The organism is Nesterenkonia pannonica (genome assembly GCF_019575955.1).
Classification (GTDB): Bacteria; Actinomycetota; Actinomycetes; order Actinomycetales; family Micrococcaceae; genus Nesterenkonia; species Nesterenkonia pannonica.
The window spans coordinates 1087866-1114014 of sequence record NZ_CP080575.1; the positions used below are offsets into that span (position 1 = coordinate 1087866).

General features: G+C 66.1%; 30 protein-coding genes and 6 pseudogenes. 30 read left to right on the plus strand and 6 right to left on the minus strand.

Features of this window, described 5'->3' with window-relative positions:
• Positions 1-168 precede the first annotated feature (168 nt).
• The 6 genes from K0H76_RS08000 to K0H76_RS08025 all read left to right on the plus strand — a co-directional run bounded on the left by K0H76_RS08000 (position 169) and on the right by K0H76_RS08025 (position 2893).
• The gene (locus K0H76_RS08000; RefSeq protein WP_258935366.1) at positions 169-429 is read left to right on the plus strand and encodes a substrate-binding domain-containing protein; all 261 of its coding nucleotides are present in this window, start codon (positions 169-171) and stop codon (positions 427-429) included.
• 7 nt (positions 430-436) lie between these two features.
• Positions 437-652: a substrate-binding domain-containing protein gene (locus K0H76_RS08005; RefSeq protein WP_258935062.1), complete on the plus strand. Its 216-nt coding sequence runs from the start codon at positions 437-439 to the stop codon at positions 650-652.
• Between the two features lie 113 nt (positions 653-765).
• Entirely contained in the window at positions 766-999 is a 234-nt protein-coding gene (locus tag K0H76_RS08010) for a hypothetical protein (RefSeq protein WP_258935063.1), read from the plus strand.
• A gap of 269 nt (positions 1000-1268) precedes the next feature.
• The gene (locus tag K0H76_RS08015; protein ID WP_258935064.1) at positions 1269-1667 is read left to right on the plus strand and encodes a prepilin-type N-terminal cleavage/methylation domain-containing protein; all 399 of its coding nucleotides are present in this window, start codon (positions 1269-1271) and stop codon (positions 1665-1667) included.
• Positions 1668-1787: 120 nt separating this feature from the next.
• Complete coding sequence (locus K0H76_RS08020) at positions 1788-2177, plus strand: prepilin-type N-terminal cleavage/methylation domain-containing protein (protein ID WP_258935065.1); 390 nt, start codon at positions 1788-1790, stop codon at positions 2175-2177.
• Between the two features lie 11 nt (positions 2178-2188).
• On the plus strand, positions 2189-2893 hold the full coding sequence (locus tag K0H76_RS08025; RefSeq protein ID WP_258935066.1) for a hypothetical protein: 705 nt from the start codon (positions 2189-2191) through the stop codon (positions 2891-2893).
• A 56-nt stretch (positions 2894-2949) separates the two neighbouring features.
• Here the strand turns inward: K0H76_RS08025 and K0H76_RS08030 are convergent, their stop codons facing one another.
• Complete coding sequence (locus K0H76_RS08030; RefSeq protein ID WP_258935067.1) at positions 2950-3516, minus strand: hypothetical protein; 567 nt, start codon at positions 3514-3516, stop codon at positions 2950-2952.
• Between the two features lie 259 nt (positions 3517-3775).
• On the opposite strand from K0H76_RS08030, the gene K0H76_RS08035 reads away from it, so the two are divergent.
• From K0H76_RS08035 to K0H76_RS08090, 12 genes and pseudogenes are all read left to right on the plus strand, one after another.
• Complete coding sequence (locus K0H76_RS08035) at positions 3776-4378, plus strand: hypothetical protein (RefSeq protein ID WP_258935068.1); 603 nt, start codon at positions 3776-3778, stop codon at positions 4376-4378.
• Between the two features lie 65 nt (positions 4379-4443).
• A pseudogene (locus tag K0H76_RS08040) lies at positions 4444-5067 on the plus strand (prepilin peptidase); the annotation flags it as partial.
• A 238-nt stretch (positions 5068-5305) separates the two neighbouring features.
• Positions 5306-6349, plus strand: coding sequence for a pilus assembly protein PilM (gene pilM / locus K0H76_RS08045; protein WP_258935069.1), 1044 nt, complete (start codon positions 5306-5308; stop codon positions 6347-6349).
• 70 nt (positions 6350-6419) lie between these two features.
• Positions 6420-6956 (plus strand): hypothetical protein, encoded by a 537-nt coding sequence (locus K0H76_RS08050; protein WP_258935070.1) that lies wholly within the window; start codon positions 6420-6422, stop codon positions 6954-6956.
• Positions 6911-8005, plus strand: a complete 1095-nt coding sequence (locus K0H76_RS08055) for a hypothetical protein (protein ID WP_258935071.1) — start codon at positions 6911-6913, stop codon at positions 8003-8005. The genes K0H76_RS08050 and K0H76_RS08055 overlap by 46 nt, the downstream gene beginning before the upstream one ends.
• Entirely contained in the window at positions 7995-8621 is a 627-nt protein-coding gene (locus tag K0H76_RS08060; protein WP_258935072.1) for a hypothetical protein, read from the plus strand. The genes K0H76_RS08055 and K0H76_RS08060 overlap by 11 nt, the downstream gene beginning before the upstream one ends.
• Positions 8622-8752: 131 nt before the next feature.
• Positions 8753-9118, plus strand: coding sequence for a hypothetical protein (locus tag K0H76_RS08065; RefSeq protein ID WP_258935073.1), 366 nt, complete (start codon positions 8753-8755; stop codon positions 9116-9118).
• Between the two features lie 100 nt (positions 9119-9218).
• Positions 9219-9638 (plus strand): hypothetical protein, encoded by a 420-nt coding sequence (locus K0H76_RS08070; protein ID WP_258935074.1) that lies wholly within the window; start codon positions 9219-9221, stop codon positions 9636-9638.
• Between the two features lie 108 nt (positions 9639-9746).
• Positions 9747-10166 carry a hypothetical protein gene (locus K0H76_RS08075; protein ID WP_258935075.1) on the plus strand — a complete coding sequence of 140 codons (420 nt, stop codon included), beginning with the start codon at positions 9747-9749 and terminating at the stop codon, positions 10164-10166.
• Positions 10167-10276: 110 nt separating this feature from the next.
• Complete coding sequence (locus K0H76_RS08080; RefSeq protein ID WP_258935076.1) at positions 10277-10609, plus strand: hypothetical protein; 333 nt, start codon at positions 10277-10279, stop codon at positions 10607-10609.
• Between the two features lie 59 nt (positions 10610-10668).
• Positions 10669-12485 (plus strand): annotated as a pseudogene (locus K0H76_RS08085) (AMP-dependent synthetase/ligase); the annotation flags it as partial.
• 250 nt (positions 12486-12735) lie between these two features.
• Positions 12736-14091, plus strand: a pseudogene (locus K0H76_RS08090) (3-deoxy-7-phosphoheptulonate synthase class II).
• A gap of 82 nt (positions 14092-14173) precedes the next feature.
• Here K0H76_RS08090 and K0H76_RS08095 read toward each other — a convergent pair.
• The 5 genes and pseudogenes from K0H76_RS08095 to K0H76_RS08115 all read right to left on the minus strand — a co-directional run bounded on the left by K0H76_RS08095 (position 14174) and on the right by K0H76_RS08115 (position 16764).
• Positions 14174-14599, minus strand: coding sequence for a hypothetical protein (locus tag K0H76_RS08095; RefSeq protein ID WP_258935077.1), 426 nt, complete (start codon positions 14597-14599; stop codon positions 14174-14176).
• Positions 14544-15254 carry a protein kinase gene (locus K0H76_RS08100; protein ID WP_258935078.1) on the minus strand — a complete coding sequence of 237 codons (711 nt, stop codon included), beginning with the start codon at positions 15252-15254 and terminating at the stop codon, positions 14544-14546. Before K0H76_RS08100 ends, K0H76_RS08095 begins: the two co-directional genes overlap by 56 nt.
• A gap of 400 nt (positions 15255-15654) precedes the next feature.
• Positions 15655-15876: a hypothetical protein gene (locus tag K0H76_RS08105; protein WP_258935079.1), complete on the minus strand. Its 222-nt coding sequence runs from the start codon at positions 15874-15876 to the stop codon at positions 15655-15657.
• Between the two features lie 73 nt (positions 15877-15949).
• A pseudogene (locus K0H76_RS08110) lies at positions 15950-16264 on the minus strand (polyprenyl synthetase family protein); the annotation flags it as partial.
• Positions 16237-16764: a polyprenyl synthetase family protein gene (locus K0H76_RS08115; protein ID WP_258935080.1), complete on the minus strand. Its 528-nt coding sequence runs from the start codon at positions 16762-16764 to the stop codon at positions 16237-16239. The pseudogene K0H76_RS08110 and the gene K0H76_RS08115, both read right to left, overlap by 28 nt.
• Positions 16765-16927: 163 nt before the next feature.
• Between K0H76_RS08115 and K0H76_RS08120 the strand changes: the two genes are divergently transcribed.
• The 12 genes and pseudogenes from K0H76_RS08120 (at position 16928) to K0H76_RS08175 (ending at position 26127) form a co-directional block, all read left to right on the plus strand.
• The gene (locus K0H76_RS08120; RefSeq protein WP_258935081.1) at positions 16928-17980 is read left to right on the plus strand and encodes a DNA polymerase IV; all 1053 of its coding nucleotides are present in this window, start codon (positions 16928-16930) and stop codon (positions 17978-17980) included.
• Between the two features lie 253 nt (positions 17981-18233).
• Positions 18234-18645, plus strand: a pseudogene (locus tag K0H76_RS08125) (DUF3040 domain-containing protein).
• A 346-nt stretch (positions 18646-18991) separates the two neighbouring features.
• Entirely contained in the window at positions 18992-19423 is a 432-nt protein-coding gene (gene mraZ / locus K0H76_RS08130; RefSeq protein ID WP_146339210.1) for a division/cell wall cluster transcriptional repressor MraZ, read from the plus strand.
• A gap of 139 nt (positions 19424-19562) precedes the next feature.
• Positions 19563-20564, plus strand: a pseudogene (rsmH, locus tag K0H76_RS08135) (16S rRNA (cytosine(1402)-N(4))-methyltransferase RsmH).
• 113 nt (positions 20565-20677) lie between these two features.
• On the plus strand, positions 20678-21172 hold the full coding sequence (locus K0H76_RS08140) for a hypothetical protein (RefSeq protein WP_258935082.1): 495 nt from the start codon (positions 20678-20680) through the stop codon (positions 21170-21172).
• 60 nt (positions 21173-21232) lie between these two features.
• Positions 21233-21637 carry a hypothetical protein gene (locus K0H76_RS08145; RefSeq protein WP_258935083.1) on the plus strand — a complete coding sequence of 135 codons (405 nt, stop codon included), beginning with the start codon at positions 21233-21235 and terminating at the stop codon, positions 21635-21637.
• Entirely contained in the window at positions 21634-21852 is a 219-nt protein-coding gene (locus K0H76_RS08150; protein WP_258935084.1) for a hypothetical protein, read from the plus strand. Before K0H76_RS08145 ends, K0H76_RS08150 begins: the two co-directional genes overlap by 4 nt.
• Positions 21853-22030: 178 nt before the next feature.
• Positions 22031-23047: a penicillin-binding transpeptidase domain-containing protein gene (locus K0H76_RS08155; protein ID WP_258935085.1), complete on the plus strand. Its 1017-nt coding sequence runs from the start codon at positions 22031-22033 to the stop codon at positions 23045-23047.
• Complete coding sequence (locus tag K0H76_RS08160; protein WP_258935086.1) at positions 23041-23220, plus strand: hypothetical protein; 180 nt, start codon at positions 23041-23043, stop codon at positions 23218-23220. The genes K0H76_RS08155 and K0H76_RS08160 overlap by 7 nt, the downstream gene beginning before the upstream one ends.
• Positions 23211-24266 (plus strand): Mur ligase family protein, encoded by a 1056-nt coding sequence (locus tag K0H76_RS08165; protein WP_258935087.1) that lies wholly within the window; start codon positions 23211-23213, stop codon positions 24264-24266. Before K0H76_RS08160 ends, K0H76_RS08165 begins: the two co-directional genes overlap by 10 nt.
• Positions 24267-24366: 100 nt before the next feature.
• Complete coding sequence (locus K0H76_RS08170; protein ID WP_258935088.1) at positions 24367-25626, plus strand: Mur ligase family protein; 1260 nt, start codon at positions 24367-24369, stop codon at positions 25624-25626.
• A gap of 102 nt (positions 25627-25728) precedes the next feature.
• The gene (locus K0H76_RS08175; RefSeq protein WP_258935089.1) at positions 25729-26127 is read left to right on the plus strand and encodes a hypothetical protein; all 399 of its coding nucleotides are present in this window, start codon (positions 25729-25731) and stop codon (positions 26125-26127) included.
• Positions 26128-26149: the final 22 nt, after the last annotated feature.

The following is a 26149-nucleotide window of genomic DNA, read 5'->3' on the forward strand; positions in this document are numbered from 1 at the left end:
TCGAAGCGGGCGATGGGGTGCTCGACTTCGGAGAGGTCCAAGGCAGGCTGAACGGCGGGGAGCCTCCTCTCAGCAGCGTGCCATGGATCATTGGCTTGAGATCTTCGCGCAGACTTCGAGCGCGGAGGTCACCTACTCGCCGGTGGGCTCGGGGACGGTCGGGCTGGCCTGCTCACGGGTGAGTATGCCTTCGCAGGCACGGACGCTGTTCTGGACCCGGATGAGGTCGAACAGTCGCAGGAGCGCTGCGGACCCCAGGGCGCGTTCCACCTGCCGACTTACGTCTCTCCCATTGCAGTGGCGGTGAACCTTGAGGAGGTGGACGAGCTGAACCTCAGCCCCGAGGTCCTGGCCGACATCTTCTCCGGGGTTGCGAGCTGGGATGACCCGCGGATTGCGGAGCACAATGAGGAGGATCTCCTCGACTGACATCACGGTGATCCATCGCTCCGACACGTCCGGAACCACCGAGAACTTCACCGAATATCTCGAGGAGGCGGCCTACAACTGGGAGTGGTCGTCCAGCGGCGACTGGCCCGCTGACCTGACGGCCGAATTCGGCTCAGGGACGACCGGAGTGTTGGAGGAGCTGGCCCGGCACGACGGAGGCATCACCTACGCTGACGCCGGTCAGGTGGGGAGAACGCGCTGAGAGCCTCCCTGGCCGTCGGCGGGGACTACACCGACCCCTCGGCTGAAGCGGCCGCTGAGGCTCTGGCCGCCTCGGAGCGGTCCGATGGAGGGCCGGGCAACGACATGGGCTTTGTGCTCTCTCGCGATACGGAGAGTTCCGACGCATACCCGCTGGTGCAGGTCTCATACACTGTCTGGTGCAACCAGTACGACTCCGAGGAGGAGGCGCAGCTGGCGGCGGCCTTCGCCACGTACCTGGTGTCCGCGGAGGCCCAGAACGCCGCAGCAGATGTTGCCGGGTCCTCCCCGCTGAGCGCAGATCTTCGCGAAGAGGCGCTCGACAGCATTGACCGCATCAGCTGGTGATCTCCGCGGGACCCCTAGTGACTACGGGGTGCCCCGGGGTTCATCACGAGGCCCCGTATTAACTACGAGGTTATATACGGGTTTTATCCAGAAATGCCGTAAAAGCTGAATCTCGCCTGTGAATGCATGCTAGTTTTATAAACAGCTCAGCACCTGTGGTAGGGCGGCTGAGAAGCACGCGAAGCGCGTGAAGGGTTCCCGCATCTTCGCGGGGACCCTGCGCTCGCAGTGCGTCCCGATTCCCATCTTCACTCTTAGGAAGCACACCTATGTCTACGCTTGACCGCGTCCTCGACGCCCTCAACAAGAAGCGCGCCCAGCTGAAAGAGTCCGAGCAGGGCTTCTCCCTGGTCGAGCTCCTCGTGGTCGTCCTCATCATCGCCGTCCTGGCCGCAATCGCAGTGCCCCTGTACCTCTCCTCGGTGGAGACGGCGGAAGAGGCCGCGGCTGACGCCACCTGCTCGAACGCACTCTCCATGTACACCTCCGCCGCATTCGAAGAGGGCGGCTACAGCGCTGGTATGGGTGAGCAGGTCGTCCAGGCACTGAACGGACAGTCCGACGAGTACACGGTCACTGTGGCCGGTGGCGACGGGACAGACAACATCAGCTTCTCGGTGGACTACGGCGGAGATACGCTTACCACCTGCGAAGGCGTCTCTATCTGATCCTCGCCGAATCTGGTTCGTTGCATGATGTCGGACCCTCGCCGGTATTTCACCGGCGAAGGTCCGACGCAGCGGGCTTCTTCAGCGGACAATTCCTCGAACAACTCGGAGCAGGCAGATATGAGCACGCGGTTTTCCAACGAGGAGGGCTTCGGCATGGTCGAGGTGCTGGTTGCCATGCTGCTGCTGGGCGTAGCAGCCATCATGGCACTGCCGATGCTCCATATGTCCTTGGAGAACTCACGGTTGACCACCAACGCGGCCGAAGCCTCCCAGCTGATGAACAGCGAAATCTCCCACGTCTCCTCGCGGGAGCACACCTGCCAGGGGCTGGCACAGTGGGCTGCCGCTCTCTCCGGAGAGCCCACGCATCACATCTCACGGTGTGGAGCTGGTCGCCGAGCGGCAGATCGGAGCGTGCAGCACTCCAGGCACCGCGAAGGTCACCGTCCGGGTGACCGGCGGCGGGCGCGCCTTCGGCGACGTCAGCACCGTCGTGCGGATCGGTGACGAGGACAGCAGTGGTTAGCCGGATCACCCGTCGCGCGCTGCAGCTGCGCCGCGACGAGAGCGGGCTCAGCCTGGCCGAAATGATCGTCGCCGTCCTGCTCCTGAGTGGGGTGCTGTTCGGCGTCGCCACCATCCTCCAGAACACAGTACGGGGCTACGGGTTCGTCGACGGCGAGACCTCCGCCTCCACTCAGGCGCAGACAGCCGCCCGCACCTTCACAGCGGGAGTCCGCAACGCGGCGCACCTGCAGGTCGCCGCGTCCGGCACCGTCGTCCGGACGCAGCACGCCAGCAGCGGCGAATGCATGAGCTGGCGCTTCGCCGACGGGAACCTCTACGGCCGTGCGGGAGGAGGCGGAGAGATCCTCCTGGCGCGAGGAGCCCAAGGGTCCTTCGAGAACGCCGACTCAGAAGGCATCGCCTCATTCCCCGGCGTCACCCTGAGCCTCAGGGTCGACACCAACCGGACCGACCCCGTCGACATCACCACCACCGCATTCCCCGATACCAGAGCGAGGAGAGCAACACATGCTGGAGCAGCTGAACGCCCGCATCCGACGGCTGCGAGCCGTCGACAGCGGCTCCAGCCTCGTCCCCGTGATCGTCACCATCGTCATCATCTCAGCGCTCGGGCTGACCTTCCTCGTCCTCATCTCCAACTCCGTGAGCACCACCAGTGCCACACGAGCCTCCGTCCAATCGTCCTCCGCCGCTGATGCAGGCGTCGAGACGGCCACCAGCCACGTCGACCAGGGATGCACCAGCACCACCCTCACCAACGACGACCCCAGTTCACCGCAGAGATCCGATTCAGCGCCGCCGAAGACCCCCAGGACGTGGACTGGGACAGCACACCCTGAGCTGCCCTGACGACGTCGACGGCTGGGTGCACCTGCGTGCCACCGGCGAAGCCGCAGCCGAAGGCATGCGAGACGCCTCGGGCGACGAGCAGACCGCCGAAGCCGTCTACGAATGGATCGCGCCCGAGACCCCGGAGGAACGCCTCGGCAACGTCGCGATGTACGCCGTGCGGGCAGCAGGCTTCAACATCAACATGCAGCCCCACTCCAGCAGCAAGGGCGATCTCATCATCCGAGAGCGGTCCATCACCCGCCCCGTACAGTGCAACGGCGCCACCATCCCCGGAAGCCTCATCGTCGAAAGCAACCAGAGCGTCGCGCTGCGTGACGGATGCCGTGTCAATGGAGACGTCGAGACCGGAGGAAACCTGGTCATCGAGCGCAACGGCAGCCGGGCCACCTCCGTCGGAGGAGACGTGCTCGTCACTGGCCGCCTCAGCTTCACCGCCGGTGTCGTCGAAGGCAACGTGCGCGTGCACGACCAGACCATACGTCCCCCGAAGGACCGCAGCCGCACTCCAACACCGTCGGATCGGATGCCAGCATCAAGGGCCGGTTCTCCATTCCCCAGGACGCCACTCTCCACACCGCCGGCGGATGTACCACAGGCACCGGCTGGAGAGCTCGAGAAGACACCAGCCTCACCGGTCAGCTGTGCGGTCTGCAGCGTCGCGGCCAAGTGGGGAGCACACGAGAGCTCGACCCGCGCAGCAGCGTGGACGTCACCCTCCCGGCGTCATGGAATGGAACTCCTTCAACCCCAGCGTCTCCGACTTCGAAAGCCTCGGATACCAATCTGTCGTGTTCAGCGGCAGCCAGTGCAGCAACACCGGAAATGCCGTCGAAGACGCCCTCAGCACCAACAGCCGCGTGGTCGTCGACGCCCGCGGCTGCGCCAACGGCATCCAGCTGGCAGGCACCTCGAGCTGGTTCACATCCCGCCCCTACAACCTCCAGCTCCGCAACCACGTCGTCTTCCTCACCGACAAGCTGGACATGAACCGAGTCAACATCAGCTCACGAGGCGGCGGCAGCTACCAGCTGTTCGCCATCGGACCGGACACCGGCGGCAACAACCAGCCCACATGCAGCGGTGGAAGCTTTCGGCTCAACCAAAACGTCAACACCGCCACGAATACACCCATGATGCTGTATTCGCCCTGCAGCGTGACCATCGGCAGCAACAACGACTTCTCCGGTCAGATCTACGCTTGGCCGGTACGAAGGCGCCGACACCAACGGCACCGAAAGCCGCTACACCCAGCGCCCGATGGCCATGAACTACGACCTCCTCCCCGGACTGCCCATGGACCTGGACAGCAGAGACAGGCTCCACACTGAGCCCTACCTCGACCTCGAATCAGGTCCGTGTACTACCGCGACGTAGTCGGCGGTTCATGATGCCGATGCTTCTGACCGTGGGCCTCCTCGGCGGCGCCATCGGATCGTTCGTCAACGTCGTGGCCTACCGGCTGCCGCGCAGCGAATCCGTCGTCGCGCCCCGCTCCGCATGCCCCGCCTGCGGCCACAGAATCCGTGCCTGGCACAACATTCCGATCCTCTCGTGGCTGCTGCTCATGGGACGCTGCCACGACTGCTACCACCCCATACCCTTCCGATACCTGCTCGTGGAGCTGCTCACCGCAGCCCTCTTCGGCCTCTTTGCCTGGCAGCTGGGTGTGCCTGCGGCCCAATATCTCGCACAGGGCGACGTGCTCGCCGGGTCAGGCCACACCATCGTGCTCCTTGCCCACCTGGCACTCATCGGCATCGGCATGGCGCTCGCCCTGATCGACCTCGACACCCACAGGCTTCCCAACGCCCTCACCCTCGGCCTCCTCATCACAGGGGCGGCCTCATTCACGCTCGCCGCAGGTCTGCTCGGCCAATGGGGGCAGCTCGGCCGCGCGGCACTCGGCGCACTCCTCCTGTTCTTCCTCTACCTATGCCTCTGGCTCATCGCCCCGCGCGGAATGGGCGCAGGCGACGTGAAGCTCGCTCCAGGACTCGGCCTCTTCCTCGCCTGGCACAGCTGGGGCGCACTCGCCGCCGGAGCCATCGCAGCATTCGCCATCGGAACAGTCTTCGGCCTGGTCCGCGCCGCAGCCACCGGCGAGGGACGCAGAACCAGAATCCCCTTCGGTCCGTCAATGCTTGCAGGCGCGGCACTCGGAATCCTCTGCGGCGGCGCGCTCACCGGGTGGTACCTCGACCTGTTCAGCCTGGCGTCCCACACACCGACCCCCTTCACCCCCTGGAAGACACCCCATGAGCCCTCTCAAGGCACCCGAACGTGTAGTCGGCATCGACTTCGGCACCAGCTCGGTGCGCGGCGTCGAAGTGACCACCCACCCCAAGAAAGGACCCCAGGTCAGGCGATTCGCGCGGATCGCCCTCCCCTCCGGCGCCGTCGAAGATGGGGAGGTCATGGAGCCGAACACCGTCGGCGATGCCCTGAAGCGCCTCTGGGAAAAGGGGAGCTTCAGCACCAACAAAGTGGCCCTAGGAGTCGGAAACCAACGAGTCCTCGTGCGGCCCTTCACCGTCGACGACCAGCCCGCCTCCCGCGTGCGAGAGGCGCTTCCCGCTCTCGTCGAGGAAATACTTCCCTTCCGCTCCGAAGATGCGCTCATCGACTTCTACCCCATCGAACGCCACCCCAACGACGCCGGTCGCGTCAACGGCCTCGTCGTCGCGGCCGCCAAGCACGCCATCGACGAAGCAGTGCGCGCCATACGCATCGCCAAGCTGCGCACGCACCGTGTTGACCTCATTCCCTTCGCCCTGTCTCGCGTGCACCTCTGGGGCGAATACTCCAACGGAACGATCGCCCTGATCTACCAGGCGCCCTCATCCACCACAGTGCTCATCGCCACAAACCGCGTGCCGCGGTTCGTCCGCATCATTCCCGCCGGAGACGAAGACGTCACCGCCCACATGGAGCAGGTGCTCGGCCTCGGACACGAAGAGCTCACGGCAGAGCTGGCCACGCGACCCCGCGCACAGGACCCCCAGCGCTTCAACGAGGCCATGGGCGAGGCCAGCGAACAGATCGCGAAAGCAGCCCACGGCACCGCTTACTACTGGGCCAACAGCACCGGACAGAAGATCGACACAGTCCTGCTGTCAGGACGAAATATGCACTCACCCGCCGTCTTCGAGCGATTCTCCGGACTCTTCGGCGACATCACAAAGATCGCCCACCCGACTGGCGGCTTCGGCCTCCACGACACCATCAGCGCAGAGGAGATGCGCATCGCGGCGCCCTCTGCAGCCATCGGCCTCGCGATGGGAGGAGAGAGCTGGCTATGAGCCCCGACCCGAACCGTCCAGAAGAGACCTTCGACATCGACGAGCCCCTCGACGAACGCGGACGTGACCTGTGGGCCGCCGCACAGGCCCTCAGCGACGAGGCCGAGAGGAGCCCCGCCCCTCGGACTACGAGCCGCTGGCGCCGCCCTCCCAGGACTACTACTACGACAACGCCACCAACACCCAAGACCTCACTGACGCCCTGCGCCTGGCGGCTGAGGAAGGAACCATCGGCTCCGACCTGTGGGAACGTGCCATGGCGATGTCACAGGACGAGACGCGGCGCCCCCAAGAGCACACAGTGCCCGACGCAGGGCCCGCCCGAACCTTCGAGTCTCCAAGCCCACAGCCGCAGGAGCCCCGGCCAGCGCAGCCCCCAAGGCCCCTGCCAAAGAGCTCGAGCCCTATGACCAGGAGCGACGAGGCGCCAGCAGGAAGCGCGCCGCCTCGCCAGCAGGGGCGCGCATGGCTTCCCCGCCGCCCGCAGGAGGCTCCGGACGCTCCTCCGCGGATGAGCTTACCCGACGTGCCCCGAGGCCCCAATCGCCCAGAGGTCGGAGCATGGCAGACAAGCTGCGGCCGCCGCAGGACGATGAGCGCCCGCTGACGCCGAAGGAGCGCAAGCGCCAAGCCGCAGCCCGGACCAAGAAGGCCAAGGAGGAGGCAAAAGCTGCCGAGCGGGCCAAGAAGCTCGCTGCGCAGTCCGCGAAGAAGACCCGCAGAGCACGAGGAGCGACGAAGAGCGACGCCCGCAAGGCAGCGCAGGCGGCAAAGGCCGAGCACGCAGCCAGGCGCTCGGACAAGGCGGAGAAGCTCCCGCCGCTGAAACGCGACGGCAAGGCGCCTTCGGCCGCTCGCCCGGACCGCGCCCGCGGCTCCGCTGCCGCTGGCGCACAGTCGCGGCCTGAGACCACTGCAGAGCAGCTGAACAATCTCTCAGCAGCCGGACTGGAGAAGAAGAGCAGCCGCGGCACATTCAAGGACCGGCTCAACCAGACGCTCGCGCAGAGGAAGAGCCTGCCTATGGGGCTTCCTCCCGCAGTCGACCTCCTGCCGCCCGAGCTTCAGGACGCGAAGCGGACCCGTGCCGCACAGAGCGCCGGCGGCTTCGCCGTGCTGGCGGTCGCCGCCCTCATGGCAGGGCTCACCCTCATCGCGTGGCAGGACGCACGCCAGGCCCAGGCCGAGCAGCAGGCAGCGGAGCAGCTCTCCACCGACCTCACCGCCGCCCAGGCTCAGTTCCAGGAGGCCCGCGAACTCGCAGACACGGTCGAGGCGCTCGGCTCAGCTGCCGAAGCGGCCACATTCACCCACATCAGCTGGTTCGACATCATGGCCGAGCTGCGACGCAGCATCCCGTCGGACGTGCGCATCGAAGCGCTGAGCATCGACTCAGCAAGCCCGCTGGAGCCCTACGACCAGCGCGAGGGTCCCTACGTCGAAGGGGAGCGGGCGGGGTACATCGAATTCACCGCCCTGTCCGGGGACCTCCCGAACTGGCCGTCTGGACTCGCGGACTCGAGGACGTCCCCGGATTCGACGAAGCCACAGTGGTGCAGATGGAGGGCGACGAAAGCGAAGGCTACGAGGTCCTCATGCAGCTCCAGCTTCAAGAGTCACTGTTCACCGTCCCGGAGGTCGCAGAATGAGCCCTAAGATTCGAGTGACCCTCCTGGTCACGCTTCTCATCGGCGTACTGGTGGTCACCGCCGGACTGTTCTTCGGAATCATGCCCCAGCGAGAGAACGCTGCCGCTGCCGAATCGCAGCGGGAGACGGCCGAGGCGCACAACGCGCTTCTGCAGTCGCAGCTGGAGCAGCTTGCCGAGGACTCAGAGGCTCTGACCGAACGGCGCGAGCAGTTCGCCCGCCAGCTTCAGGCATTCCCTGAAGAGAACCAGTACGCGCGGTACATCGATGACCTCGACCTCATCGCCGATGAGCAGAGCGTCGAATACCGCGTCATGGAGACGGGGAGAAGGTCGTCTTCGATCTCGGCGTCTCACCGTGGCAGGGCGAAGGCAGCGGGGAATTCGGAGACCTCACCGACAGTGAGGGCACAGGGCCGGACGGTGCCGAGACGCCTTCACCTGCAGACCAAGCGGACGCCGGCGATGAGGGCGACCCCAGGACGGCGCAGGCCTGGGCGTCGGCGACCCTTCAGCGGACGCGAGCTCGTGGCAGTCCCGGTCGTCATCGAAGTGTCAGGCGGCGCCACCGGAATCCGGCACTTCGTCCGCCTCGTCCAGACGGGGACAGGTACACGACTCTGACCTCCCTGCGGTTCGAGGCATACGGTGACGACGACGAGGACGCGCCGCCCATCGGAGTCGATGACGACAGCGACCAGGACGGTGCCGAGCCTGCCAGCTTCAGCGTCACGCCCCTTCCGCTGAGCCTGCCCATGACCCCGCAGACCGAACCTCCCGCCTCCGAGGACCCCGACGCCGAGGCGGACCCCTCCGACGATGAGGGCTCCGCGCCCGAGGACGAGGAGGACGGCGGCAGCGAAAGCGAACCGGGCTCCTCCGCGAGCCTCGGCTCAGGGCCGGACGTTCTGTTCGGCGAGACCGTCGCCCGCATGGAGGGATACATATGGATTCTGCGCGAGGCCGGAGGAGGTGTCGGCTCCGGCCAGGAGACGAGCCGCAGCTCGACAGCACAGCTCCGGCAGACGAGGACGACGGAACCGCCCCCGGCACGGACGACACCTTCGACGTCGAACTCTGACCCCATGCGGAGGCCCACGCCTCCGCCCCAAACCCCATGATGAGGTCCGGCCCATGGTACGGATGGGCCGGGCCTCATCATGACGATGCGAATCCGTAGGTCAGGTGAAGCGCCCGCTGTGAAGAAAGTAGGACCAGGGCGTGGCGGGACTGCATCAGTCGGGCATACGTGTGCTGATCACCGCCCTGATCCTGGCGACCCTCACCTCTGCGGGCCTATGGCTCAGCGAGCCGCGGACGGATCACCCAGAGCCCGCCCACCATTGGTCCGACGTGGATCAAGCATTCGTCTCGCTGGTGAACCAGGCGCGATCGCAGAGGGGCGTGGAGGCTCTGCAGCAGTGGGAGCCGCTGAGCGCGTCTGAGGCAGGCGCGGCCGAATGGTCATACCTAACGATGAACGTCCAGCACATCTGGCACGATGAGGCGCACATCAGTGCAGGCATGCAGAATGCCTACTGCCTGTCCGGCGGGGAGAACGTCGCCTACACGTCCAGATCGGGAAGCAGCACGCCCCAGGTGCTCGATGCCGAACGAGTGGCGCAGGAGCTCTTTGCTTAGCTACATGGATTCCCGGGCCATCGTGAGAACCTGCTTCGTCCCAACTACGGCTTTCACGGTTCAGGCACGGTCGTCCACCGGTTCACCACGGACTCCGGAACGGACTACGTGCGGATCTACCACACGCACCGGTTCGGCGTGGACTGCCGATCTGACCAAATGCCGCCGCGCGGCTCGCGAGGCCCCTGTCCATCAGTCCGCCGGCGAACGCCCCCATGGTGTTCCAGGAGGAGAGCATGGTTCCGACTGAGGAGATTCCCTACGCGGCGGCCCCGAGCCCGGTGCGCAGTTCGACCCCACAGGCATTGGTTCGCCAGCGTCGTTCCGCCGCTGACGGCCTACTCGATCATCACCCTGACCCTGACTCTCGTCCTGGCGTGCGTGACGCTGGGGACGCTGCACCATCGAAGAGCGACCGCCCGCAGGATGCTGACCATGACCCAGTTCAGGCCCGAGTCCTCCTCGCTGCTCCTTCTCGAAGCTCCCTCCGGCAGCCAGCGCGCCGAGGCCAGGCTGTCGCGTGAATGACTGCGGCGGAGCCTCTTCCCACGAAACGATGATGATCTGCCGAGGAAGGTGGCGCTAGGCTGGGGTCATGACTCAGCGACCAGATTCCAACGGCCCGGGACGACGTCCCGTTGCCGGTCGCCCGGTTCCCAAGAACCTCGGCGACAGCGGGCGGCCCAAGGGGCCCCGGAACTTCGGCCCAGCTGAGGACGAGGACGACTTCGTCCCGCCCAACCCGAAGAACCCCTGGCAAGCTCCAGGCTTACCATCGTCCTCGGCTGGGGCATGGTCATCATCGGCATCATCGCCCTGGTCTCCGTGCCCTTCATCCCGATCGACTGGCCGTCCTGCTGGCGCCGTGGATCGTTCCTGGACTCATTGCGCTCGTCATCATAGGACTGATCGTCCTGTTCCTGCAGATGCCCTCGAAGCGCAGCGGCAGCGGCAACGGCGCGCAGCTCTGAACGCTGCTCCGCGCCGAGGACCCCAACAACGCTTACACCGACCCAAGGAGGAGCACGCCGTGCAGGAGATCTCAACGCCAGAGCTCGTCGACGTAGACCCTAAGCTCAACATCACCGACCTCCTCGAGCAGCAGGCTGAGAGTGATCCCCACAACGTTCTCTACACCGTCAACGACGGGACCGGAACGTGGCGTGACATCACTGCGGCGGAATTCCGAGCTGACGTCGTCCGCGTCGCAAAGGGCCTCATCGCCTCAGGCGTCGAGTCCGGGGACCGCGTCGCCATCATGTCGACCACCCGGTACGAATGGGCGCTGGTCGACTTTGCCGTCTGGTATGCGGGGGCGGTCTCGGTTCCGATCTATGAGACCTCGGCCGCGTCACAGATCAGCTGGATCCTCAAGGACTGCGGAGCCAAGCTCGCCCTCGTCGAGAACAACGAGCTCAAGGCTGCGGTGGAGGAGGCCGCGCAGCAGGAGGAGCTCAGCCTCATGGGCGTTCTGACGTTCGAGAACGGCGATCTGGAGACCCTGCGCGCCGCGGGCGTCAAAGTCGACGGAGCCTCACTGGGAGAGCGCCGGACCGCCGCATCCGGCACTGACCTCGCCACTCTCATCTACACCTCCGGGACCACCGGCAGTCCCAAGGGGTGCGAGCTGACGCACGGCAATTTCACCGTTCACTGCGCCCAGACCATCGCAGCGATGGACGGAGTGCTCAACAAGCACTCCTCGACCGTGCTGTTCCTCCCGCTCGCCCACGTCTTTGCGCGCTGGGTCTCCGTCCTCTTCGTAGCGATGGGCGGCAAGGTGGCTCACACCTCGAACATCAAGCACCTCGTCGAGGACCTCGGCAGCGTCCGGCCGACCTTCCTGCTCGGGGTGCCGCGCGTGTTCGAGAAGGTGTACAACTCAGCGCACGCCAAAGCTGAGGCCGAGGGCAAAGCAACGATCTTCCTCAAAGCTGTCGACGTCGCAGCCGACTACTCGCTCGCGAGCACCAATGGCCGCCCCTCCCTGATGCTTCGAGCCAAGCACGCAGTCTTCAGCAAGCTCGTGTACTCAAAGCTGCGCACGCGCATGGGCGGCAATGTCACCCACGCGTTCTCCGGCGGCTCGCCGCTGGGCTCGCACACCGGCCACTTCTTCAACGGCATCGGCATCCAGATCATCGAAGGGTACGGACTCACCGAGACCACCGCGCCCGTCACCGGCAACATCCCCTCGATCTACCGCATCGGCACGGTGGGCACTCCGCTGCCCGGGAACTCGATCCGCATCGCAGACGACGGTGAGGTGCTGGCCTCCGGGACGGCGCTGTTCCGCGGCTACTACAACAACGAGGACGCCAACGCCGAGTCATTCGTGACAGACGAGGACGGCACCCGCTGGTTCCGCACCGGTGACCTGGGAGCACTCGATGAGGTCGGCCGCCTCACCATCACGGGGCGCAAGAAGGACATACTGATCACGCAGGGCGGCAAGAACGTCTCTCCTGCCCAGCTTGAGGACGGCATGCGGGCCGACGTGCTGATCTCCCAGGCTGTGGTGGTCGGAGATGACAAGCCCTTCATCGGAGCCCTGGTGACCTTGGACGAAGAGATGGCCCCGGGGTGGTGCGAGCGCCACGGCATCGACCCTGAGACGCCCATCGTCGAGCTCACCGAGCACCCCGAAGTGATCAAGCACGTGCAGTCCGTCATCGACAAGGCCAACGAATCGGTCTCGCAGGCGGAGTCCATCCGCAGCTTCACCATTCTTGAGCAGGATTTCACGATCTCCGCCGGGCATCTCACCCCTCGCTGAAGATACGTCGACCGGAGGTGATGAGGGACTTCGACGGCGTCGTCGACTCGCTCTACTCACGCGCCGCCGCGGCACGCGAAGCCGCCCATCACGCGCGGGAGCGCGCCGCGAAGGCACGTGACAAGTTCGTCGCCAATATTCAGGAGAGGCGCCACCACGACTGACCCCGAAGCGCACGGGAGTCCGTGATGTGGGATGCAGGATGGACAATTCGGCGTCGCCGCGCCCGTCACTTAACCTATTTGAGTGACTGAAGCAGAGACCCGCCAGAGCCCCAGCCAGGAATTCAGCAGCACCGAGCCGCTCACGGCTCCGGGAGAGATCCTCCACACCGGCGCGGCCGAGTATCCCGGCCTGGACACGTGGCGCTCTCTGCCGCTCTCCCAGCAGCCAGCATGGCAATCGCACCCGGACTTCGAGGCCGCGTGCCAGCAGCTCTCGGACAACCCTCCGCTGGTGTTCGCTTACGAGGTGGACCGCCTCCGCCGACGCCTCGCGGCCGTTGCGGAGGGGAAGCGTTCCTGCTCCAGGGCGGAGACTGCGCAGAGGTCTTCGAGGAGATCACCGCCGAGCGCATCTCCGGGAAGATCAAGACCATACTCCAGATGGCCGTGGTGCTCACCTACGGGGCCTCAGTGCCTGTCGTGAAGATGGGACGCATGGTAAGCCAGTACGCCAAGCCTCGCTCCTCGGACGAGGAGACGCGAGACAGTGTGACCCTGCCCTCCTTCCGAGGCGACATCGTCAACCAGTACGAGTTCACCGAAGCGGCCCGCATCCCCGACCCCAAGCGGATGCTCCAGGCATACAACAAATCTGCGGCGACGCTGAACCTCATCCGCGCCTTTACAGAGGGCGGGTTCGCCGACTTGCGCGCCGTGCAGCAGTGGAACAAGGGCTTCATGGACAACCCCGCTCACGCGCAGTACCAGCAGCTCGCGGGCGAGGTGGAGCGGGCGGTGAAGTTCATGCACGCTGCTGGGGTCTCGTCGGACTCCCTGAAGCGCACCGAATTCTATGTCGGGCATGAAGGGCTCCTGCTGGACTACGAGCGCGCACTGACCCGCATCGATTCGCGCACCGGCTCCCCGTACGTCACCTCCGGACACTTCATCTGGATCGGCGAGCGGACCCGCGAGCTGGATGGGGCCCACGTGGACTACCTCTCCCGGGTGCGGAACCCCATCGGCATCAAGCTGGGCCCCTCGACGACCCCCGAGACCGCGTTGGAGCTGATCGAGAAGCTCGACCCCAACCGGGAGCCGGGTACTCACACTCATCACCCGCTTCGGCGCATCGAAGATCCGCGACGGACTGCCCCCGGTGGTCGAAGCTGTGCGCGATGCCGGGCACCGGCCCGTGTGGGTGACCGACCCGATGCACGGCAACAACATCAACGCCGCCAACGGCTACAAGACCCGCCGCTTCGACGACATCATGGACGAGGTCCGCGGGTTCTTCGAGGTGCACAAGGCCGCAGGCACCTACCCCGGAGGTGTCCACGTGGAGATGACCGGAGACGATGTGGCCGAGTGTGTGGGCGGGTCAGACCCCATCGATGAGTCAGCCTTCAACGACCGCTACGAGTCGCTCGTCGACCCGCGGCTGAACCATAAGCAGTCTCTCGAGCTGGCCTTCCTGGTCGCAGAGTCGCTCAAGGACATGAGCCGGGGCTGACGTTAAGCACCAACCCTCGGGGCGGCCCGCTTATGGAGCCGCCCCGAGGCTCTCCTATGGGGAACGTGGAATGCTGCGGAGGCTATTCGCCGCCGCCCAGCGACAGGATGATCGAAGGACTGATTCCCAGCTGGTAGGCGACCAGCATCACAACTGCCAGGATGATCATCAGCAGGGCGACTGCCATTCCCTGGCGTGCAGGGGTCGGCGCCGCGAGCTGCACGGCAGGGCGCTGGCGCTCCTTCTTCGTGGCCCCGACTCGGATCGAAGCGTGCGATCCGGGGCTGGCCGACAGGGCCTCCTCATGCACTCCGGTGTCGTCCTCCTTGACGCCTAGGCGGCCGGGCAGAGGCACCTGCGCCACTGTCTGACGCTCCTCCTCGGCGAGGCTCGACGGAGCCTGTGGGCGTGGCGGGGCCGATCGTGCGGTGCCCAGAGCCGTCGTGACGTCCTCATCCCAGCTGCTCGGCTCCACTGTGGTGGGAAAGTCCTCCACCGCATCCATCACGCGAGTGCGGTCCTCCTCCTCTTCCTCCTCGGGAGGGGCGGGGCCGAGGCCTCCTCAGGCTCATCGGAGCTGTCGTGCTTCGCGTGGTCCTCGGTGAGGGGATCGCTGCGGTTGACGGGTCGGCCGGGGCCGCCGAAGGCTCCTGCCGCGAGCGCCGCTCCTGTGCGCCCCTGAAGTCCAGCTGCTCGTCCGCGAGCTGCTCCTGCACGGCGATGAGGCTCCTAAGCATGTCGTCGGCATGCGTGGGGCGCTCCGTGGGGTCGGCCTGGGTCGCAGCCCTCACCAGCTCGTCCAGCTCCGGTGCCAGCCCGGGGACGAGGGAGGACGGTGCTGGCACTGTCGAATTGACGTGCTGGAAGGCTACGCGCACGGCTGACTCACCGGTGTAGGGCTGCACTCCGGTGAGCATTTCGTACAGGACGATCCCCAGCGCGTAGATGTCGGCACGCTCGTCCGCACCCTCGCCCGAGAGAAGCTCCGGAGCGATGTAGGCGACCGTGCCCATCAGCGTCGATGTTCCGGAGTGGTGCGTCGCAGCGCGCGCCAGGCCGAAGTCGGCGAGCTTGATGCGCCCCTCGGTGGAGACCAGGACATTCTCGGGCTTGATGTCGCGATGGACGAGACCGGCGCGGTGTGCGGCGGAGAGGCCGCCCAAGATCGCCTCGGCGTACGCCAGGGCGAGCCGGGGTCATCGGCCCCTTCCTGAGAAGGGTGCGGAGGGTCACACCCGGCACGTACTCCATGACCATGTAGGCCGTTTCGCGGGTTTGGCCCTGGTCGAGGACCTGCACCACGTTCGGATGAGCCAGGCGGGCAGAGTTGCGGGCCTCATTCTCGAACCGGGTGACGACCTTGCGATCCTCCGCCATGTGCGGGAAGAGCACCTTGACCGCGACGTCACGATTCAGGCGCTCGTCGCGGGCCCGATACACCGTGGACATGCCTCCACGGGCGATCCGGTCCTGAATGCGGTAACGACCCTCGATCGTCGAGTCGATCCAGCTGCTCTCTTCGCTCACGTCAGCCAGAGTAACGTGCCCGCGTGCCGCAGGGTTTCAGGCTCTACGAGGTCCGCGCCGCCAAGCGCTGGGCGATCCGGTCGAAATCGGCGGCGACGGAGTCCGAGACCCCAGGCCGACCAGTAGGCCCGCGACGGCTGCGGACCGCTCCGTCAGCTTGGTGATCTCCTCCTCCACGAGCGTCATCGCACCGCACACCGTCAGGATGTCGCGGGCGTCGGCGACATCGTGCTCGCTCAGCTCAGGGTTCCCGAGCATCGACTCGAGCCGCTGAGCCTCGGCGGGGAGGAACGATGCAGGCCGTAGGCGATCAGTTCAGTCCTCTTCCCTCTCTGAGATCGTCTCCGACAGGTTTGCCGGTCACGCTGGGGTCGCCGAAGACTCCCAGCAGATCATCGCGCAGCTGGAACGCTTCCCCGAGCGGCAGGTAGGCCTCCGACAGGGCGCTGCGCAGCTCCTCGCTTCCGTCGGCCAGCGCGCAGCCCAGGGCGATCGGGTACTCCGTGGAATACTTGGCTGCCTTGTACGTCAGCACATTCCGCGCCTGCTTCACCGCCTGCTCCTCGTTCTCAGGGGCTGAGGCGACCTCGGACAGCAGGTCGAGATACTGGCCTGTGATCACCTCGGTATGCATTCGCCGAAAGATCTCACGCGCAGCCGGAGACGGTGGGGCGCCGTCGACGCCCGCGTTCTCGAAGGCTTCGGAGGCCCAGGAGAGGAGAGATCTCCGGTCAGGATGGCGCCGCTGGTTCCGAAATGAGGTGCTGAGCCGGAATAGCCGCGGTTGGCGTGGAGGTGCTCGAAGCGGGTGTGAGTGCTCGGCTGGCCCCGCCGAGTGGAGGAGCGGTCGATCACATCGTCGTGGACGAGGGCAGCGGCTTGGAAGAGCTCCAGGGCGACGCCCAGCTCGACGAGCGGCCGCGGCAGGTGCTCCGACTCCCCAGCGGCTGCCCGCCAGCCCACCCAGGCCAGTACGGGGCGGAGCTTCTTGCCGCCAGAGGTCAGAGCCAGAAGGGACTCAGCCAGCGACCCTGCCTCTGCAGAGATCTTCACCATTTCGGATCTCTTCTGGTGAAGCACCTGCCGGAGCCGCGCGTTGACGTCGGTGACGTACTCCTCCTGGGCCGGAGTCGTCTCTGGGGCCACCTCGGTCTCGGGGAAGGCTGGGTTCGGGAGCCAATGCTTCGGCAGTCTCTGGCTCAGGTGCATGTCCGGGGTGGGCATACCCTGATCCTATGGCTTCTGCGGAGGGTCTCGACGCTGGACATGCCCGGGGCGGCACCCGTCCCCTGTCATAGCTCACGCGGATATGGATGCCTTCTATGTGGAGGCAGAGCTGCTGGACAAGCCTGAGCTTCGCGGCCGAAAGCTCATCGTCGCCGGGTCCTCAGGGCGATCAGTCGTTCTCTCGGCATCGTACGAAGCTCGGGCGGACGGTGTGCGTTCTGCGATGCCGCTGAGCCGAGCGCGGCAGATGAGTCCGGACTCCATAGTCCTGGAGCCGAGCATGAGGCTCTACCGCGAAATCTCCTCTGGGATCATGGCTTATTTCGACACCGTCACGGCGGTCAAGGAGCGGCTCAGCGTCGACGAGGCGTTCCTCGACCTCTCCGGTGCCCACAGGCTGCTGGGGAATCCCCAGCAGATGGGGAGCGCATCAGGTCGGACGTCAGATCCCAGTTCGGACTGCCGATCTCGGTGGGCATCTCAGACCGGAAGTTCATCGCGAAGATTGCCTCCCAGCGCGCCAAGCCGGACGGGCTGCTCCTGGTGCCGCCGAGCGAACGCCTTCGATTTCTCCACGCCCTGCCCGTCGAGGCGCTGTGGGGTGGGAGCCAAGACAGCGCAGGCGCTTGAAGGTCTGGGCCTTCGGACGGTCGAACAGGTCGCCCACACTCCGCAGGAGGTCCTCCAGCGCAGGTTCGGCGCCTTGGGGGCCCAGCTCTACGAGCTCGCATGGGGACACGATCCACGGCCTGTGACGCCGCACCGGCCGGAGAAGAGCATGGGTGCTGAAGAGACCTTCGACATCGACCTCATTCAGGACGCCGATCTCCACGCCGAGCTTCTGGACATGGCCTATCGGGTGGCAGCTCGCCTCCGGGCCTCCGGCTCCTCGGCGAAGGGCGTGGCCCTGAAGCTCCGATACACCGACTTCACGACCCTCACCCGCTCCTCCACTCTCCTCCACGCGACGCAGTCGGCCCCGGTGCTCTACCAGCGAGCTCGAGGTCTGCTCGCCGAGGTCGGGCCGCGCCCCAGCCGGTCCGCCTTCTGGGCCTCCGGGCCGAAAGGCTCGTCCAGGATGCGGGGAGGTTCAGCTCAGCCTTTCGCTGGAATCAGATGCCGAGCATGCCGCTGAACATGCTGGGGCCTGGGCCAAGGCCGAGCAGGCCCTCGATGCTGTGGCGGAGCGTTTTCCGCGAGCGCGAATACAGCCTACCTCTGTCATACGGCGGGGCGAATCGGGCCCGTCGCCGTCGGGCGAACCTGCCCCCAGGCTGTGAATGTGCCCATAAGTTGCCTGGAGGCGCACCCCGGCTATGTCCCGCGCCCCTCTAGCCGATAGAATGGTTGATCTAGCACACAGAGTACGTATAGCGGAGGAGCACAGGATGGCACTCTCGGAGCGCGAGCAGCGGCTGCTGCAGGAACTGGAGGAGCAGCTCCAGACCGAGGATCCCGGTTTCGCCAGCCAGCTTCAGGAGCCTAAGTGGCGGGAAGTTCAACGTGCGCAATCTGGTGCTCGGACTTCTGCTCGCCGTCGCGGGCATCGGGGTGCTGCTCCTCGGCATCTATCAGCAGTGGATCCCCGTGGGGATCGTCGGCTTCCTCATGATGGGGGCGGGCGGCTATTTCGCGACTGCCGGAGGCTCCTCCCAGGGCGAAGCGCCCGGGCAGGGAGGAAACGGCGACAACGGCGGCGGTGGAGGCGGCGGCGGCCCACGCTCCTCCACACCGACTCCATCCGGCGGGTTCATGAGCTCGCTGGAGGAGAAGTGGGACCAGCGCCGCAACCAGCCATAGGACAGAACGCGCACCGCTGACGGTCTGCCTCTCTCACAGAAAGGGCCCCTCCACTCCGGAGGGGCTCTTTCTGTGTCTCCTCTGCTTGCAGCGCCTATTCGCCGCCCTCCACAGCACTCTCCACTTTCCTCCCCACAGGCTGCTTGAAGCGCCTCAGGGTTCCCAAAGGCGGTCCTCTTCGGGCTGGAGGACGGAATCCTGAGGCCTCTCCTCCTGCGCAGATGCGCGCAGCGACGGGTGTCCGCAAGGGCCGGGGGCAGATTGCTGGTCAGGTGGGGAAAGTGGAGTAAAGTGGAGCGCGATGGGAAGACGAGGCCCCTGATCGACGAAGCGTGGAGGTGGGTGCATGTTCCTCGGCACTCACTCGCCTCGCCTTGACGAGAAGGGGCGCCTCATCCTGCCCGCCAAGTATCGGGATCAGCTCGTGGATGGGCTGGTGCTGACTCGTGGTCAGGAGCGCTGCATCTACGTATTCAGCGCAGAGGAGTTTGCCAATGTGCATCAGCAGATGCGCAAGGCGCCTCTGACATCCCGTCAGGCACGCGACTACATCCGCGTTTTCCTCTCCGGTGCCTCTGACGAGACTCCGGACAAGCAGGGCAGGATCACCATCCCGCCGGGGCTGAGGGAATACGCCGGTCTGGGCCGGGAGGTCACAGTCATCGGGGCGGGAGACCGCGCTGAGATCTGGGACTCATCAGCCTGGAACGCCTACCTTGAGGAGAAGGAGAGCGAGTTCTCATCAACAGATGAGGAAGCGATCCCCGGTCTCTTCTGATCAGCAGCAGAGCAGAGCCAACGATTTTGGGCCAGCTCTCCGGCCGCCCGGAACCACCTGACTTCTCTTCCCCGATGTCAGGCGGACCCCGGAGCGGAAGGGGAGCTGGCCCAACAAAGTTAAAGCCACGGGAGGGTCAATGGTCAGTGCAGAGTCACGATCCGCCGGTGACCGCCACACCCCCGTGATGCTTCAGCGCTGCGTCGAGCTCCTCACAGAGCACATTCCCGCCGAGGAGACTCAGGCAGTCATCATTGACGCGACCCTAGGAATGGGCGGTCACACCGAGGCGCTCCTCGAGGCCCACCCCGCCGTCACCGTCATAGGAATCGACAGGGACCCCGAGGCCCACCGCATCGCGGGAGAACGCCTCGCTCGCTTCGGCTCTCGGTTCCAGCCAGCCCGCGCCGTCTACGACGACATAGGGCAGATCGCAGCCGCTCTCGATGCCGAACAGAGGCTCCTCGGCGTCCTCTTCGATCTCGGCGTCTCCTCCCTTCAGCTCGACGAGCTCGAACGCGGATTCGCCTACTCCTACGACGCCCCCTCGACATGCGCATGGACGCATCGGCAGACTCCGATGATGCGAGCGCCGCTGAGCTGCTCGCCGAGGCTGGCGAAGACGAGCTGCGGCACATCATCAGAGCCTACGGCGAGGAGAAGTTCGCTAACCGCATCGCCCGCAGGATCGTCCAGACACGCGCCAGTCAGTCGCTGCGGACCACCAAGCAGCTCGCTGAGGCCGTGGACTCGGTGGTGCCCGCCGCGGCGAAACGCACCGGCGGGCATCCCGCCAAACGAACATTCCAAGCGATAAGGATTGCCGTCAACAGGGAGCTGGACGTGCTGACCGCGGCTCTTCCCGAGGCCTGCGACGCCCTCGCCCTCGGGGACGGATCGCCGTGATGAGCTATCACTCGCTTGAGGACAGGATCACCAAGCAGGCGTTGGCCAAAGGACGGTCTCCTCCGCGCCCCATGGGCTTCCTGTGGAGCTGGATGAGCACAAGCCCACATTCCGCAGCCTCACCCGCGGCGCCGAGAGGCCAACGCCCGACGAGATCGCCGCCAACCCGCGCGCCGCCTCGGCAAAGCTCAGAGCGGCTGAAAAGATCAGATCCACTGGAAGGGGTGCGGCATGAGCGTTCAGCCTCTCAGCGATCCCGGCCACCGGGCGCGCAAAGACGCCTCAGCAGAGACGCAGAAGCGGTAGGCGCTCCGAGCCCTGCCCAAGGTTCGGCGGCGTCAGCGCGGGATGATGGCCGGAGCCATCATCCTCCTTGCTGCTGCCCTGGCGGCCGTGCTCGGAGTCAACATCCACGTGGCGAATGCTCAATACCACGTGGTGCAGATGCAGAATGAGCACCGCACTCTCGTGCAGGAGAACCAAGCACTCGCCCAGCAGGTCCAGCACCAGGAGTCCCCGCAGGCACTCGCAGACGCTGCAGTCAGTCTGGGCCTGGTCATGCCCGCCATGGCGGGAGCCATCGATGCCGCCACCGGGGAGATCGCGTCCGATGCAGAGGCCGCCGATCGCGACCAGAGGCCGACCAGCTTCGTCGACGGAGCGGCCGCCCCAGGCGGAGAGACCGCCGCGAGCACCGACCTCTCAGACGACGTGGTGGACGCACCGAGCGGCATGCTCGGGACCGGCGCGTTGAATACGCTGAGCAGCGGCTCCAGCAGTGACAATGATCAGGATGTTCAGCTCAGCGAAGGGCACATCCCCGCTCCCTCGCTGAGTCCCTGACCATCTCCCTCTCCGCCCTACCACTGACTGACGAGAAGACCGAAAGGCCGTCCACCTTCCATGGCAGCCACCTCCAAAGCCGCAGAGAAGCAGGCCCGCAGCAAGCGGCTGGCCTTCCGCCTGCGCATCGGCCTGGCCGTCGCACTGGTGATGATGGTGCTTCTGGGCGGCCGACTCTTCCAAGTCCAGGCCCTGGACATCGACGGCCACGCCCAGGAGGCGGTCTCCGAGCGGCTTCGAACTGTCGCCCTGCTTACTGAGCGAGGAGACATCCTCGACACCGAAGGCCGGGTGATGGCTTCCTCGGTGGAGCGCTACGACATCGTCGTCGACCCCGGCTCACCGCTGACTACACCGTCTTCGACGAGGACTCCGGGCTCAGGCTGCCCGTCACTGTCCGCGAGGCCGCCGAAGAGCTCGCACGGATCCTGGATGAGGATCCGGACGAAGTCGAGGAACGCATGACCCGCGACCCCGACGAGTACCACTGGGTGCCGCTGGCGCGCTCCGTCACACCCGAGCAGCGCGCACAGGCGATGGAGGTCCAGGCACCCGGGGTCTCGGCTGAGCCTCAGTCGGCCCGGACCTACCCTCTGGCCCCGTGGCCGGGTCGATCATCGGCTTCGTCGGCTCGGACGGTCCGCTCGAAGGCATCGAAGCCGCTCACGACGAGCACCTGACCGGAGAAGACGGAGAGCGGATCTACGAAGTGGGAGCCGACGGGGTGCGCATCCCCACAGCGACCTACGAGGACGTACCCGCAGAAGACGGACAGGACGTCCGGCTCACCATCGACCAGGACCTCCAGTGGTTCGCGCAGGAGTCCATCGCGTCCAAGGCGAACACCTACAACGCGCAGTGGGGAACGCCACAGTCGTCGACCTTCGAGAGGGCAGCGAGGGGGAGATCCTCGCCATGGCGGACTCCGGACTCGTGGACCCCTCCTCGCCCGGCGACGCCGAGGAGCTCTTCCGCACTCCTCTGGCGCTCGGGCAGAGCTTCGAACCCGGCTCAGTGGGCAAGACCATCACCTTCGCGGCGGCGCTGGAGGAGGGCGTGGTCGATCCCGAGAGCAGCTTCAGCGTCGGAGACCGGCACACCGTCAGCGGGGAGACCATCCGCGACGCCACCCGGCACGACAGGTTCGATATGACAGCCGCAGGCATCTACGCGCGTTCCTACAACACAGGGACGGTCATGATCGGCAATGAGCTCTCCGAGCAGCAGCGCTACGACTGGATGCGCAAAGCCGGTCTGGGCGAGCCCATCGACATCGGTCTGGGCCTCGAGGGGCAGAGTGCGCTCCGGCCGCCCGAGGAGTGGGACAACCGGCAGCCGCTGTCCACGCAGTTCGGACAAGGCTACGAGGCGACGGCCCTGCACAACGTGCAGCTTCACGCGATGCTGGCCACCGACGGAGTCAACCATCCGCTGCGCATCGTCGACTCCTACGTGGATCCCGACGGCACGGAGCACCTCGTGCAGAGCGAGGGAGAGCGGGTGTTCTCGTCGGAGACCTCGGAGCAGATGCTTCGCCTCATGGAGGGCGTGGTCGAATACGGAACAGGCCAGGGAGCGCAGATCGAGGGCTACCGAGTCGGAGGCAAGACCGGCACAGCCCAGGCAGCAGGCGAAGGAGGAGGGTTCGACGGCTTTACGATCAGCTTCGTCGGCGTCGCTCCCATCGAGGACCCCCAGTTCCTGACCGCCATCACTGTTCACCGGCCCAGCGGCGAGTACGGAGACTGGGACCTGTCCGACACCTTCCAAGAGATTATGGAGCACGCTCTGTCCAGCTACGATGTGCCGCCGTCCGGAGATGATTCTGGAGCCTATGATGGTTTCGTGGGCGAACGTCAGGACTATCCGTGGTGACCAGCAGCATCGAGGCGCCGCCGAGGCCGCCCGCATCCCATGCGACGACTGTGAAGGAGCTCGTCGAGCACCTGACCAGCGCGGGACATGCGCCCATTCTGACTCCGGAATCGGGGACCGCCGAAAGGACCCCTCTCACCGGGGCCACGATGAGCCCCAGCAGGTGCGGGTAGGCGACCTCTTCATCGCTGTGCGCGGGGCACGCGCGCACGGTGCCGACTTCATCGAGGAAGCCTACGGCGCAGGCGCCGCAGCCGTCGTCACCGATGCTGCAGGCGTCGCGAAGGTCAGGGAGGCGCTGGGCTACAGCATCCCCGTCATCGAAGTGAACCGTGTGCGCGACGCAGCAGGACCTGCCGCTGGGGCCGTGTACGGGACCACTCCCACGTCCGATCCCTCCCTCTTCGGCGTCACCGGGACCAACGGCAAGACGACGACGACGTACTTCCTGCGGTCGCTCCTCTCCTCGCTGCTGGCGCCGCAGAGCCGAAGCACCGGACTGATCGGAACCATCGAGATCGCAGCGGGACTCACCCCGGAGACATCCGAACGCATCGCCTCAGATATGACGACACCGGAGGCCCCGGCCCTGCACGGGCTGATGCACCGCTTCCGCACCGAGAACGTCGCCGCCGCGGCCATGGAAGTCTCCAGCCACTCCATCAGCTACAGGCGCATCGCAGGGCTCCACTTCGATGTCGCGGGCTTCACGAACCTTACTCAGGATCACCTTGATCTCCACGGGACCATGGAGGAGTACTGCGCCGCGAAGGCGAAGCTGTTCTCACAGGCACGCACCAGAACCAGCGTGATCACCGTCGACGACTCGTGGGGACATCGGATGGCGGCAGAGGCGGAGGGCCGCGTCATCACCCTCACCACGGTAAGCGGGCCGACCGAGGCCCACTGGTCCGTGGGAGACGTATCGTCTGCGGGACTGGGGAGCGCCTTCACCTTGGAGAACACTCTCACCGGGGAGCGCATCCGAACCTCCACCGCCCTGCCGGGGCGTTCAACGTATCCAACGCGGCCCTGGCAGCGGTCATGGTTCTGGAAGCCGCGTCCGATCCCCAGCGGCCCCAGAGATTCGACAGGGAGGACGTCATCCGCGCGCTGGAGCAGAGCCGTCCCTTCGACGTCGCCGTCCCGGGACGTATGCAGGTCATCTGCGAGAAGTAAGCGGCCATCGTCGACTTCGCCCACAATCCGGACGCCATGATCCGCGCGCTCGAGGCCGTCCGAGGTCCCGGAACGCTCAGGGAAGCTCATACTGGTCATCGGCGCCGCTTACTGAACGTGACGCGAGCAAGCGCCCCACGATGGGGGCGATCGCTGCGCGGATGGCCGACCACGTCATCATCAGCGACGATGATCCTCACGCCGAGGACCCAGCCCAGATTCGGGCCGGTCTGATGGAGGGCGCCGCCGATGCCGTGGAAGGCGGCGGCCTCACCACCACGGTGGAGGAGATCTTTCCCGCAGAGCCGCCATCGAAGCAGCAGTCGCCGCAGCGAGCCCCGAAGACACCATCCTGCTGGCCGGACGAGGCCACGAGGACCACCAGGACGTCGGCGGAGAACGCGTCGATGTCGACGACCGCGTCGAGCTCGCCCACGCCCTGCGTGCGAACGGCTTCGACTGCACCGAGCTTGCCCCGGGGCCGATTCACGGAAAGGTGTCAGCTCATGATCGCGCTCACCGCCGAAGAGATCGCCTCAGCAGTCGGAGGCCGCCTGCGAGGCGCAGCCAACCCCGAGAAGCTCACCGTCACTCACGCCGACACGGACTCACGAGGCATGCGGGCTGATTCGCTCTTCGTCGCCAAACCCGGAGAGCGCACCGATGGCCACCTCTTCATAGACGCCGCGCTCGAGGCAGGCGCAGTCCTCGTGCTGGCCGAGAGGGAGACGGACTCTCCCAACGGCACTCCGCACCCTGCAGTGATCGTCGAGGACGTGATCCGTGCCATGGGAGCCCTCGCGGCAGAGATCGTCCGGCGGATCCGCGCGCACTCAGAGACCACCGTCATCGGCATCACCGGGTCATCCGGAAAGACAACCACGAAGGACCTGCTCCGCGCCCTCCTCGAGCCGGAAGGTCCGACAGTGGCGCCTCAGGGCTCCTACAACGGCGAAGTGGGCGTTCCCCTCACCATCTTCATGGCCGAGCTGGAGACCCGCCACCTCATCGTCGAGATGGGAGCCGACGCACCCGGCAACATCGCTGACCTGTGCGAGATCGTCCGTCCTGACATCGGCGTCGTGCTGATGGTCGGCTCCGCCCACGCCGGAAAGTTCGGCGGTGCGGACAAGATCGCCCTCACCAAGGGAGAGCTGGCCGCAGGAGCGACCGGTCACGTCCTGCTCAACGCCGATGACTCGCAGGTCACGGCCATGGCAGAGCGCGCCTCGGCCCCCGTCACATGGTTCGGCGAAGCTGCGTCGTCGGAGATCCAAGCGCAGGACGTCACCACCGACTCTGCGGGACATCCGGTGCTCACACTGGCCCACCGTGACGCCGACTCCGCCTCGTCGGAGGGTACCGGATCACCAGTGGCCTCACGGGCACGCACCACGTGACAAACATCCTGGCGGCGGCCGCCGCCGCATACCGTCTTAAGCGCCGACCTTCAGACCATCGCAGCCCGCCTGGACGGGCTCGGCCCCTCAAGCCGCTGGCGGATGGAGCGGATCGAGCGGGCAGACGGCGTCACCATCATCAACGATGCCTACAACGCCAACCCCGAGTCCATGCGGGAGGCGCTCAAGACGCTCGCACGCCTGGCGCATCCTGAAGCAGGCGAAGACCGCCGTTCGGTCGCCGTGCTCGGGGCCATGCTCGAGCTGGGCGACGAGCACAACATCGCGCACATCCGCACGGGAGAGACTGTGGTGCGGCTGAACATCGACCGGACGCTGGTCGTCGGCGATGATGCCTACCCCCTCTACCGCGGGGCCGTGGCCGAAGGCTCATGGGACGACGAAGTCAATGGGTGCCGACCTCCGAAGAGGCGGAGGCCTGGCTGCAGGAGAACCTCCGCCCCGGCGACGTCGTCCTCTTCAAGTCATCGAACGGGGTAGGACTGAGACTCCTGGGCGACCG